This window comes from Mycobacterium sp. NTMscope_MAC_269 (assembly GCF_976985695.1).
Map to the genome: position 1 here is coordinate 3997820 of NZ_OZ335668.1, position 12041 is coordinate 4009860.

At 68.4% G+C, this 12041-nt stretch carries 10 protein-coding genes, 1 tRNA gene and 1 pseudogene; 8 read left to right on the forward strand and 4 right to left on the reverse strand.

Features of this window, described 5'->3' with window-relative positions:
• The first annotated feature begins 37 nt into the window (after positions 1-37).
• The 3 genes from ACZ50Z_RS18860 (at position 38) to ACZ50Z_RS18870 (ending at position 3640) form a co-directional block, all read left to right on the forward strand.
• Complete coding sequence (locus tag ACZ50Z_RS18860; protein WP_464486311.1) at positions 38-2266, forward strand: FUSC family protein; 2229 nt, start codon at positions 38-40, stop codon at positions 2264-2266.
• A gap of 88 nt (positions 2267-2354) precedes the next feature.
• The gene (locus tag ACZ50Z_RS18865; RefSeq protein ID WP_464484895.1) at positions 2355-2477 is read left to right on the forward strand and encodes a hypothetical protein; all 123 of its coding nucleotides are present in this window, start codon (positions 2355-2357) and stop codon (positions 2475-2477) included.
• Positions 2474-3640, forward strand: coding sequence for an FAD-binding domain (locus ACZ50Z_RS18870; RefSeq protein ID WP_464484896.1), 1167 nt, complete (start codon positions 2474-2476; stop codon positions 3638-3640). Before ACZ50Z_RS18865 ends, ACZ50Z_RS18870 begins: the two co-directional genes overlap by 4 nt.
• A 71-nt stretch (positions 3641-3711) precedes the next feature.
• On the opposite strand, the gene ACZ50Z_RS18875 is transcribed toward ACZ50Z_RS18870, so the two are convergent.
• The gene (locus ACZ50Z_RS18875; protein ID WP_464484897.1) at positions 3712-4581 is read right to left on the reverse strand and encodes an alpha/beta fold hydrolase; all 870 of its coding nucleotides are present in this window, start codon (positions 4579-4581) and stop codon (positions 3712-3714) included.
• 80 nt (positions 4582-4661) lie between these two features.
• On the opposite strand from ACZ50Z_RS18875, the gene ACZ50Z_RS18880 reads away from it, so the two are divergent.
• The 3 genes from ACZ50Z_RS18880 (at position 4662) to ACZ50Z_RS18890 (ending at position 8541) form a co-directional block, all read left to right on the forward strand.
• Positions 4662-5543 (forward strand): NYN domain-containing protein, encoded by an 882-nt coding sequence (locus tag ACZ50Z_RS18880; protein WP_464484898.1) that lies wholly within the window; start codon positions 4662-4664, stop codon positions 5541-5543.
• Positions 5544-5697: 154 nt separating this feature from the next.
• Complete coding sequence (locus tag ACZ50Z_RS18885) at positions 5698-6927, forward strand: cytochrome P450 (RefSeq protein WP_464484899.1); 1230 nt, start codon at positions 5698-5700, stop codon at positions 6925-6927.
• A gap of 288 nt (positions 6928-7215) precedes the next feature.
• Complete coding sequence (locus ACZ50Z_RS18890; RefSeq protein ID WP_464484900.1) at positions 7216-8541, forward strand: hypothetical protein; 1326 nt, start codon at positions 7216-7218, stop codon at positions 8539-8541.
• Here ACZ50Z_RS18890 and ACZ50Z_RS18895 read toward each other — a convergent pair.
• Positions 8520-8699, reverse strand: a pseudogene (locus tag ACZ50Z_RS18895) (hypothetical protein); the annotation flags it as partial. The gene ACZ50Z_RS18890 and the pseudogene ACZ50Z_RS18895 overlap by 22 nt on opposite strands.
• Positions 8700-8785: 86 nt before the next feature.
• Here ACZ50Z_RS18895 and ACZ50Z_RS18900 point away from each other — a divergent pair.
• Complete coding sequence (locus tag ACZ50Z_RS18900) at positions 8786-10771, forward strand: molybdopterin-containing oxidoreductase family protein (protein ID WP_464484901.1); 1986 nt, start codon at positions 8786-8788, stop codon at positions 10769-10771.
• Positions 10772-10914: 143 nt separating this feature from the next.
• Here ACZ50Z_RS18900 and ACZ50Z_RS18905 read toward each other — a convergent pair whose 3' ends face one another.
• Positions 10915-11124 carry a hypothetical protein gene (locus ACZ50Z_RS18905; RefSeq protein WP_464484902.1) on the reverse strand — a complete coding sequence of 70 codons (210 nt, stop codon included), beginning with the start codon at positions 11122-11124 and terminating at the stop codon, positions 10915-10917.
• Positions 11125-11328: 204 nt separating this feature from the next.
• Positions 11329-11412, reverse strand: a tRNA-Tyr gene (locus ACZ50Z_RS18910).
• A 69-nt stretch (positions 11413-11481) separates the two neighbouring features.
• On the opposite strand from ACZ50Z_RS18910, the gene ACZ50Z_RS18915 reads away from it, so the two are divergent.
• Positions 11482-11973 carry a YajQ family cyclic di-GMP-binding protein gene (locus ACZ50Z_RS18915; protein ID WP_464484903.1) on the forward strand — a complete coding sequence of 164 codons (492 nt, stop codon included), beginning with the start codon at positions 11482-11484 and terminating at the stop codon, positions 11971-11973.
• Positions 11974-12041 lie beyond the last annotated feature (68 nt).

A 12041-nucleotide genomic window follows, 5' to 3' on the forward strand; every position in this document is an offset into this window, starting at 1 on the left:
ACCGATAACTGTCCTGTACGAACGCGCCCGCAACTGGGTGATCGGTTCCGATCCCGGCTTGCTTCGGTTGCGGATGGCGACTCGGACAACGGCCGCGCTGGGGCTTTCACTGCTCGTCCTTTTCGTCCTCACCAGGGCGACCGGACAGCCCCTGACCGTCGCGCTGCTGGGCGTCGTCATCACCATGGTCGCGTCGCGATCCGTCAACGAGCCCGATCCGCGCCAGCAACGAATCACCATGGCGCTGTTGCCCGTTCCCGCCGCGGTGGCCATCACCGCTGCCGCCCTGCTGGCCCCGCACGTGGTGGCCAGCGACGCCGTATTCGTCGTGATCGTGTTCACCGCCGCCTACATCCGCCGCTTCGGGGCGCGCGGCAGGGCCCTGGGGATGGTCGCGTTCATGTCGTACTTCTTCACGCTGTATCTGCGGGCCCGGGTCTCGGAGCTGCCCTGGATGATCGGGGCGGTCGCGGTGGGCACGGTGTGCACCTACGTGATGACCACCTACGTGCTGCCCGACCGGCCCGAGCGGGTGCTGCGCGCCACCATCCGGGCGCTGCGGGCGCGGATGGCGATCGTCATCGACACCACCGCCGAAGCGGTGCGGACGGGCCGCCTCGACGAACGGCGGCGGCGCCGCATGCGGGCGCGCACCACGCGGCTCAACGAGACCGCCCTGCTGGTGCAGAGCCAGATCGAGGACAAAGCCGACCCCGGCGCGCTGTGGCCCGGTGTCACGGCCGAACAGCTGGCCCCGTGGCTGCTGGACGCCGAGCTGGCCATCGAATGGGTCGCCACCGCCGGCCGGCGGGCGGCGGTGGTGGCGGGCGAGGCCCCGGAATCCATCCCCGCCCCCACCCGGGTCGCGCTCGTCGACGCGCTCTCCCAGCTGGCCCGGGCGATCCGTCTTCCCGAACCCGAGGGGCTGCGACGGGCGGCGGACCACGCGCAACGGCTGCTGGACGAGCAGCCCGGCGCCGCCGAAGCCGCCGTCGACGATGACCCGGGCGCCACCGCGGTCCGCCGCCTCGCACTGGCGATCATCAACGCCGCGGGGGCGACGGCCGACGTGCGGGCGATCGTCGACCGGATTGCCGCCGGCGCCCCCCTCGACGACACCGACAGCGAGCGCCCGCCGGCGGCCGAGCAAGCCGCGCCGGAGGAGACCGCCGAAAAGGCCCACCCCAGCGGACTGCTGCCGACCACCCGGCAAGCCATCCAGGTCTGTATCGCCGCTGCGCTGGCCATCGTCACCGGGGAGCTGGTCTCGCCGGCCCGCTGGTATTGGGCCGTGATCGCCGCGTTCGTCATCTTCGCCGGCACCAGCTCCTGGGGCGAAACCCTGACCAAGGGCTGGCAACGCCTGCTCGGCACCCTGCTCGGCGTGCCCGCCGGCGTGCTGGTGGCCACGCTGCTGACCGGTCACGAAATCGCGGCGCTCGCCGGCATTTTCGTGTGCCTGTTCTGCGCCTTCTATTTCATGACCGTCACCTACAGCCTGATGACCTTCTGGATCACCACGATGCTGGCGCTGCTGTACGGCCTGCTCGGCCAGTTCTCCTTCGGCGTGTTGATGCTGCGGATCGAAGAGACCGCGATCGGCGCCGTCATCGGGGCCACGGTGGCCGTCGTGGTGTTGCCAACCAACACCAGAACCGCGATCCGCACCGACACCCGCGCCTTCCTGACGAGCCTGTCGGCGCTGATCGAGGCCTGCACCGCGACCATGTGCGGTGAGCAGGACGGCGCCAGCCCGTCCGAACGGGCGCGTCAGGTCGATCGGGATCTGCAGCAATTCCGGGTCACCGCCAAGCCGCTCGTGGCGGGCGTCGCCGGCCTCGCGGGCCGGCGCAGCATTCGCCGCGCACTGCGCATCTTCACCGCGTGCGACCGGTACGGCCGCAGCCTGGCGCGCAGCAGCGAACAGTATCGGGACCCGGTCGGGTCGCCGCCTCTCGCCGCGCAACGGGCCCAGGCCTTTTCGGCGGCCGCCGCCCAGACGCGACGCAACATCGAGGCGCTGCAGGAGGCCATCGAGGGTGGACACGCACCGACGCTGGTCTCGGCGGCCGACGAACTCGACGCCGCGGAAACCCTTGCGCGCCAACAGGACGGCGACGGCCACCGCGGCGAATCCCGGCCCGACACGCGGCGATTCCTCACCGCGGTGCACGCCCTGCGCCAGATCGAGCGGGCCGTTATCACCGCCGCCACCAACCTCGGTGGGCGCGAACGCGTCCAGGCGGTCATCCCCGCGTCACGCTGACGCCCCGCTTTGCTACCGATCTCGCGCGCACGCGGCTACCATCGTGCTGACCGCCGCGGTCCGTAGCCAGGAGCCGAGGAGAAATCCCATGGCCACACCGAACCTTCCGCCGGCCCCGCTGGGCGACCCCGAGCGACTGCGGTCGTCGTTCGTCAACGGCGTCAAGCACTGGCACGTCGATTACCGAGGCTGCCACCCCGTCGCGTCATGAGAATCGCCATCAGCGGTGCCGGCGTGGCCGGGGCGGCGCTTGCCCACTGGCTGCACCGCGCCGGCCACGCGCCCACGCTGATCGAGCAGGCGCCCCACTTCCGCACCGGCGGCTACATGATCGACTTCTGGGGCGTCGGCTACCAGGTGGCCAAGCGGATGGGCATCGAAAGTCCCATCCGCGCCGCCGGATACGAGATGGAACGGCTCCGCTCGGTCGGCGCGCGCGGCGAGATCAAGGCGGACGTGGACGTCGGGGTCTTTCGCCGCCTGCTCGGCACCGACTTCACCAGCCTGCCGCGCGGCGATCTGGCGGCGGCGATCTACGCCACCGTCGAGGACAAGGTCGAGACGGTCTTCGGCGACAGCATCGCCACCGTCGACGAGCGCGACGGCGGGGTGCGACTCGGCTTCGAGCGCGGCGCCGCGCGCGATTTCGACCTGTTGATCGGCGCCGACGGGCTGCACTCCAACGTGCGCCGCCTGGTGTTCGGGCCCGAGCGCGAATTCGAGCGCTACCTGGGCTGCAAGGTGGGGGCCTGCGTGGTCGACGGTTACCGGCCGCGCGACGAGCTCGCCTACGTCACCTACGCGACGCCCGGGCGGCAGTTGGCGCGTTTCGCGCTGCGCGGCGACCGCACCACGTTCTTGTTCATCTTCCGGGCCGACCACGGCGACACCGACGTGCCGCCGAAAGCCCAGCTGTGCAACACGTTTCGTGACTGCGGGTGGGAAGCCAACGACATGCTGGCCGCGCTCGACGACGTTGGCGACCTCTACTTCGACGTCGTCAGCCAGATCCACATGAACTGCTGGTCGCGGGGGCGGGTGCTACTCATGGGGGATGCGGCCGGGTGCATTTCGCTGCTCGGCGGCGAGGGCACCGGCCTGGCGATCACCGAATCTTACGTGCTGGCCGGCGAACTCGCGCGCGCCGGGGGTGACCATCGCCGCGCGTTCGACGCCTATGAGAAGCGCCTGCGACCCTTCATCGAGAGCAAGCAGGCCGGCGCCGCGCGGTTCATCGGATTCTTCGCCACCCGGACCCGATCCGGGCTGTGGTTGCGCAACCTGGCCCTGCGCACCATGAATTTCGCCCCGATGGCAAGGCTTCTCGCGGGTGACGTGCGCGACGACTTCGAGCTGCCCGACTACGGCATATGACTACCGCGCGCATCGCCACAGTTCTACGACCGCCCCGCGCATAAGCGGGGTTGCTTCGCCGGGCGCCTAGATCACAAGGGCAGCCGGCTGGTCTCCGCATCGCGGCGATCGGTGGCGATGAAGTCCTCGATCAGCTCCACCACCTGGTTCGGCGCTTCCACCTGCGCGAAATGACCTACGTCGGGCAGGATTTCGAGCCTGGCGTCGGTACGAGCCTTGTGCGCGGCGTACGCGTGGTCGACGGGGATGATGCCGTCGCGCTCTCCCCAGATCGCCATGACCGGCAAGTCCTCGCGCAGCGAGAGTCTGTTGAGCGCACTGACCGCCTGGCCTCGGTAGTCGACTACCGACCTCAGCGTTCGCAGGAAAGACTGCCGCGTCTCACCATCGGACAACGACGAGTAGGCGCTCCACAGCTCTGCCCCGCGCGGCGACTGGATGCCGGCGCTTCTCAACCAGGACCTGAGCTTGTTGCCAGCGGACAGCACGGGCGTCGGCGCGATGATCGGCAGCACCAGTTCCGCTCCGGGGGCGGAGAGCAGCCGCAGTACCCATCCCACGTCGGGACCGAGCCCCCCGCTGCTGATCAGGATCAACCGCTTGGCGTAGTCGGGGTGTTGATAGACGAACTGCATCGCGACCCCACCGCCGAGCGAGTGACCGACCACGGTGGCCTGGCTGACGCCGACTTGGTCGAGGAAATCCCGCAGCCACACGGCGAACGCGCCCAGCGAGTAGTCCGTGCGGGGCTTCGCCGACTCGCCGTGACCGAGCAGATCGGGCGCGATGACCCGGAACCTCTTCGACAAGGCCGGTATGACCGATCGCCAGGTATCCGAACTGCCCGCCATGCCGTGGATGAGCAGCAGCACCTCGCCGTCACCGTCGTCGCGGTAGGCGATGCGATCGCCATGTAGCTCGAGAAACTTCAGGTCATTCATTGCGGCTGTGTACCCGCTTTGGTGCTGCTCACGACGCGGGGTCGGGGCAAATGTTCGCCGGTTGAGCAATGATCTAGTGCATGACCGAACCGGTTGCGACCCGCGTGGCCGTCTACCTCGACTTCGACAACATCGTGATCTCCCGCTACGACCAGATTCACGGGCGGAATTCGTTTCAGAAGGACAAAGCCAAGGGGCTCGATTCCGAGCGGCTGGACCAAGCGACGGTCGACGTCGGCGCGATCCTTGACTACGCGTCGTCGTTCGGGACCCTGGTGCTGACCCGCGCCTACGCCGACTGGTCGGCTGATATCAACGCCGGGTACCGCGGACAGCTGGTGGGCCGCGCGGTCGACCTGGTGCAGCTGTTCCCCGCCGCGGCCTACGGCAAGAACGGCGCCGACATCCGGCTGGCCGTCGACGCGGTCGAGGACATGTTCCGGCTGCCCGATTTGACCCACGTGGTGATCGTGGCCGGCGACTCCGACTACATCCCCCTGGCCCAGCGCTGCAAAAGGCTGGGCCGGTACGTGGTCGGCATCGGGGTGGCCGGCGCGTCGAGCCGGGCGCTGGCCGCCGCGTGCGAGGAGTTCGTCGTGTACGACGCGCTGCCGGGGGTCCCGGCGCTCGAACGCGAGCCCGCGCCGGCCGAGGCCGACCCGCCGAAGCGGCGCGGCGGGCGCGCCAAGGCGGCTGACGCCGAGGAGCCGGAGCCGCCCGACGCGCAAGCCGCCGCCACCGCCCTGCTGACGCGCGCGCTGCAGATCGGCCTGGAGAAAGACGACGTCGACTGGCTGCACAACTCCGCGGTGAAGGCACAGATGCGGCGCATGGACCCGTCGTTCAGCGAAAGGTCTTTGGGTTTCCGGTCATTCAGTGATTTCTTGCGTTCGCGATCCGATGTCGTCGAGCTGGACGAGACGTCGACGACGCGGATGGTGCGGCTGCGCGCGCAGGATTGAGCGGTGCGACGCGCGCGTCGCGGCAATGCATTTTCTTGTTGGTGTATGGCGTTTCCCCGGAGCCGAGACGCAATGTCGTTGACAGCCTCCTGCGGTGGCCATACATTGTCTGAAAGTCGTCCGCAGTTGGTGGGGGATCGATGAGGAGACCGTCATGACCGTCGGTGCCGCTCCCCCAAGCGTTTTCGATGCCGATCTGCCCATCCTGTCCTACCGCGACGACGAAACCCCCGCCCAGATCTACCCGCGCCTGCGAGAGGCGCAACGGCATGCGCCCGTCGCGCTGGGACCGCACGGCCCCGAGGTGCTCGGCTACCACATGGTCCGGTCCGTGCTGCGGGATACGCGATTCCAGATCCCGCCCGGCCTGAATCTCCTTGTCCAGGGCATCACTTCGGGCCCGCTGTGGGACAAGGTCGTGAACAGCCTGCTGTGCCTCGAGGGCGCCGAGCACCACCGGCTGCGCAGCCTGACCTCCAAGGCGTTCACGCCGAAGGCCACCCTGCGCCTGCACGACACCATGGTCGGCGTGCTGAACGGGTTGGTCGATCAGGTGGCCGAGGCCGGGCGCTGTGACGTGGTCACCGACATCGCGCGCCCGTATCCCGTCCCGATCATCTGCGCGTTGCTCGGTGCGCCCCGCGAGGATTGGCAACGGTTCTCACTGTGGGCGGACGACGTTTTCAAGGCGTTCAGCTTCACCGTCGACCTCACCGAGGTCGAGCCCGTCGTGATGCGTGCGTGGCGCGAGCTCGACGCCTACGTCGACGAGATGGTCGCCCGGCGCCGGCACAGCCTGACCGATGACCTGCTGTCCGACCTCATTCGCGCCGAGGACGAGGGCGACCGCCTCAACGCCGCCGAACTGCGGATGCTCGCCGGCGGGCTGCTGCTGGCCGGGACGGACACCACCCGCAATCAGGTCGCGGCCTCGGTGCACCTGCTGTGTCAGCATCCGCCGCAGTGGGAGCTGTTGCGGCGGCGGCCCGAGCTGGCGATGCGTGCCGTCGAGGAGACCATGCGCCACTCGCCGATCGTGTGCGGGACGCTGCGGCTGGTGGCCGAGGACGCCGACGTCGACGGCTACGTGTTCCCCGCCGGCACGATGGTGCTGCTGAACACCGGGGCGGCAAACCGCGACCCCACGGTCTACGACGACCCCGACCGCGTCGACATCACCCGCGAGGGCGCTCCGCCCATCCTGACGTTCGGCGGCGGCGCGCATTACTGCCTGGGCGCCAACCTGGCCAGGCGCGAGATCGCCGAGGCGCTGACCGTCTTGACCGCCCGCCTGCGCAATCCGCGCGTCGCCGGGCCGGCGCCGTGGAAGCCGATGGGAACCCTGAGCGGCCCGCTGAGCCTGCCCCTGGAGTTCGACCGCTAGTTGCCGACGCGGAGTGTGCGCTCAGGGCGTCGAGGGTGCTGTGGGCGCCGAGTGTGCGCTCAGGGCGCCGAGTGTGAATCCACGGCTTTGACTGTGCGCTCAGGGCGACGACACGCCGTATCGCGCCGCCGTGGCTTCACACCGAAAGCCGTGGCTTCACACCAAACGCCACGCCTTCACACCGCCAATGCGACCAGCCGCCGCGATCCTTGGTCATCCCGCCGAGTCGCGGCGGCGTCGGGGCGGCTTTACGCTCCTGGGGTTACACGAACGTCATGGGGGTTTTCGATGCGCGCAACCTGGGGACCGGCGGTCGCGACGGTCGCCTGCCTGGCCGCCTCGTCCTGTTCGGAAACCGTCTCGGCGCCGCCGCTGACCCCCACCGCGCCGACATCGGCGTCGGCGTCGAAAAACCGCGCGGCCGCGGGACCCGCCCCGATCACAGGACCGCTGGAAAAGGATTGGAAAAGCTACGGCGGCACGGCGTATTTCGGTTGCCCGCAGGTTTTTTCGGCCGGCAAATCCGCGCTCGACGACATCCGGCCGAAAATCTTCGACCCGAAGACGGGGCAGTACGTCGCGCCGGCCATCCCCGCGATCGCCGCCGGCGAGAACCTGACCGGCGCCATGTGCGCGCTGTCCGGCGCAGCCACCGACATGAAGGTCGTCTACGTGGTCAGCACCGTCAAGCCCGCCCAGACCCCGGCGCCCGAAATCTCAAAAACCACCGCGTATTCCTACGACTGGGCGTCGGGCCGCCAAGTCGCCACCAAAGAACTGCAGCCGCCGGCGCCCGGTTTGACGTTGACCGCGCCGAAGGAATGGGGACTGGCCCCGACCGCCTCGGGTGTGGCGTGGGTGAACGCCTTCACCGACGGCCACACCGCCGCATCCCCGCCCCGAACCGTGGTCCTGTCCGGCGCCGACCTGTCGATCATGTGGGACGACCCCCAGCCCGCCCGGGTATGGCAGGACGTCCTTGCGTTTCAGCGCAACACCGAGCCCGGCAAGCCGTCGGGGGCCGAGCTGCGCCGTCCGAACGGGGAGTCGATCTATCAGGACAACGACGCCCAATCCGTGGACGCCGAATTGACCGATGGCCCAAATAAACTGGTGCAGATCACCCATCGGGAGTCGCACACCCCCGCGGCGGTGTCGACGATGTTCTATGACCTCGACACGAAGTCCGTCATCCGGATCGGCGATTCGGATCGGATTTCCGGCGGCGGGCTGACCGCGGTCTTGTCCGGCGGGAAGCTCTTTGTCGACGGCCACAATTCGGACAACTCCTCCTTTGGCTTCGGAGTGTGGAACCTGCGCAGCCAACAGTGGGACTTCCTCAAGAGTCGCGACGAGGCCAAGAAGCTATCGATTTCCAAGCTGGCGTTCTTCGAAGACCACCTCTACGTCACCGGCACCGGTGGGACCTTCTCGGTAATCGCCCTGTCCAAAACGGATCCCGTCGCGTCCGGCTGGTCGACACGCCCTTTCGAGCGGCTATCCGGCTGGACGCTGGTGTGTCGCAGCGAGACCGCGCCGTCGTCCAATGGCGAGTGCAAGGAGATCGTCATGGTGCAGGACCAGGATGGCCACTACCCCGGGCCCTGGTTCTGACCGTCAGCCGAGCTCAGATCCAGCCGAGGGTCCGCGGGAACCACGCACAGGCCGAAGCCGATGATCACGACGCACAGCGCGCGGGTGATGTATTTGTGCGGTCCCCGCATGCCCCACTGCTCGGGCAGCGCCCTGGCTTCCAGCGCAGCAGCAGGCCCAGCGAGAGCGACATTGGCTAAAAATGTGCCGCCATTCTCGAAAATGCGATAGGCGTTCTCGAATCGCGAGAGTACGTTGCCCAAGTATGCAAACGGTGCGTAGCTTCTGCCGCGTCTGCACGTCCGTCTGTGGCATCCTCGTCGACGTCGACGGCGACGAGGTGGTCCGCGTCCGCGGCGATCAGGACCATCCCTTCTCGCGCGGCTACACCTGCCCGAAGGGTCGCGCCCTGCCGCTGCTGCATCACCACCCCGACCGGCTCGAACGCCCCAGGATGCGGGTGGACGGCCGGTTGCGGGACACCACGTGGGACGCCTGCCTGGACGACCTGGGCGCGCGGCTGAAGGACATCATCGACCGCCACGGGCCCGAATCGGTCGCGTTCTACTTCTCCACGATGGAAAGCGCCGGCTTCCGCATGGCCGAGGCCCTGCACGCCGCGATCGGCACACCGGCCAAGTTCAGCCCGTTGACCATCGACGGCACCGCCAAGCCCCTGGTCTCGGATCTGGTGGGCGGGTTCATGGGGCTGTCCGGCCGGACCGACCTGGACGACGCCGACTTCCTGATGCTCGTCGGCGTCAATCCCGTTGTGTCGCATGGGCATGCGATCTCGATGCCCAACCCGACCGGCACGGTCCGCGAGATCGCGCGACGCGGGCAGGTGTGGGTGATCGATCCGCGCCGCACCGAGACCGCCCGGCTGGCCACCGCCCACCTGGCGCCGCGACCCAGCACCGACCACGCGGTGCTCGCCTACTTGGTGCGCGAAATCCTGCGCGACGGAATGAAATCCGATGTACCCGTGCAGGGTATCGACGCGCTGGCGCGTGCGGTCGAGCCGTTCACGCTCGAACACACCGCGACGCTGGCCGATGTCGCCGAGGCCGATCTGGTCCGGCTGTGCGCCGGGGTGCGTGCCGCCAAGTGCGTCGCGGTCGAAACCGGCACCGGTGTCACGATGACCGCCGAGCGCGCCAACGTCACGCAGTGGCTCGCGTGGGTGCTGATGATCCTCACCGGCGCGATGAACCGGCCTGGCGGGACGTGGTTTCACCCCGGATTCGCCTACCAGCTCGAAACTTTCGGCGAGTTCTTGCCCGTCACGCCGATCGAGGGTTCGTTCGGTCCGGGGCCGCGCAGCCGCCCCGAGGCGCGGGCGTTCATCAACGAGTGGCCCTGCGCGGTGCTGCCCGACGAGATCGCCGCCGGCAACATCCGCGCCTTGATCAATGTCGGCGGCAGCCTGGTCACCAGCTTCCCCGAGACCGGCAAGCTGGTGCCGGCCCTGCAGAGCCTCGAGCTGTTCGCCACCACCGAGATCATCGACAACGAGACCACCGAGCTGGCCACCCACGTCCTGCCCACCAAGGACCCGCTGGAACGGCCCGACATCACCATCCACGACATCCTGAGTTCGCATGTGTCGGTGCAATACAGCCCGGCCGTCGTCGAACCGGTCGGCGAACGGCGCTCGATGTGGTGGGTGTTCGCCGAACTCGGCCGCCGGCTGGGCTACGAGCTCGGCAGTCTCGGCGACCCCGACAGCAGCACCGACGACGACGTGCTGGCCGTCCTATTGGCCGGCGCCCGAACGAGATTCGACGAGGTGGCGGCCGTGGGGTGGGCCGAAGCCCCGCGCGAGCTGCCGGCGCCGTGGGTCGACGAGCACGTCGCGCGGATGGGCGGCTGGCGGCTGGCGCCGCCGCTGCTGGTGGACCAACTCGCGGGGCTGGAACCGCCCGCGCCGCTGGTGATGGTGCCGCGCCGGCAGCGCCGAAAGCTCAACGGGCAGCTCGATTTCCTCGGGGAAGCCCCCGAGATCCTCATCCATCCCCAGGACGGCGCCGACGCGGGAGTCGCCGACGGGCAGAAGGTGACCGTCCGCAGCGCGAACGGCGAACTGACCGGCATCGCGAAGGTCGACGGCTCCATCCGCCGCGGGGCGGTGTCGATCCCGCACGGCCACCACGTCGCCAACGTCAACCACCTGACCAATAAGGACGACATCGACGTGGTGACCGGCATGGTGCGTTACTCGGGGATACCGGTCAGCCTGCACCCCGCCTGAACCGCGCGGTCGACGCGGCTACGGGCAGAAGACACCCTCCCGGTCGATGGGTTGGAGGAGTCGAACCGGGAGGGTGCCTGGCCCGGTCACTGCCGCGGCGCCGGTGTGAAAAGTGTTGTGGGGAGGCGTTTCATCCGCAGACCTCACTGCCCGGCGCGCAGGTCGCATTGGACGACGAAGCAAAGCCGGTCGGCGAAAGCGATGGCATCGGCGATCTTCTCGGCCAGCTCGGCGGCGCGGGCCTTGCGGACGCCGACCAGGCCGGTCTGCGCGGAGAGGGCCGATTCGCGCGCGGTCGTCAGTGCCGTGCGGCACTCGCGGAGTACTGAGATGGTGGCGGGACTGATAGACATGTCGCCCCCTAGAAATCGCGCTGTCACAGAGATACCCGCCCCGGCATCCGCCACACTGGCGAGGCGCAAATTTTTACAACGAGTTTGTAGAAATTGCGCACGTGTCGCACAACGGCGGCGGCGGTGCTGGTTGGCGAGCGGGACGCGGGCGCAGAGCAAACCAAACGCACCGGTTGCGGGCAGCCGCGGCCCTACAAAAAACTGTGGTGGCAGGTACAGGATTCGAACCTGTGAAGCTTTCGCGACGGATTTACAGTCCGCTCCCATTGGCCGCTCGGGCAACCTGCCGCCAGACAGGTTACAACGAGCGGGTAGACAAAGCACAAATGCCTATCACCGGATGAAGGGACGGAACGCATGGCGGACTCATCGTTCGACATTGTCAGCAAAGTGGATCGCCAGGAGGTCGACAACGCGCTCAACCAGGCCGCCAAGGAGCTGGCCACCCGGTTCGACTTCCGCGGCACCGACACCACGATCGCCTGGAAGGGTGAGGAGGCTATCGAGCTGACGTCGTCCACCGAGGAACGCGTCAAGGCGGCCATCGACGTCTTCAAGGAGAAGCTGATCCGCCGCGACATCTCCATGAAGGCCTTCGACGCCGGCGAACCGCAGGCCTCCGGCAAGAGCTACAAGGTCAGCGGGTCCCTCAAGCAGGGCATCAGCAGCGAGAACGCCAAGAAGATCACCAAGCTGATCCGCGACGACGGCCCCAAATCCGTCAAGACCCAGATCCAGGGCGACGAAATCCGGGTCACCAGCAAAAAGCGTGACGACCTGCAGGCCGTTCAATCGCTCCTGAAGCAGGCCGACCTGGACGTGGCGCTGCAGTTCGTCAACTACCGGTGATCCCCGCGGCGCGAGCGTAACGGCACTGCGGGTTCCGGCGTGTTTTTTCGCGGTGCGGTTACGCTCGC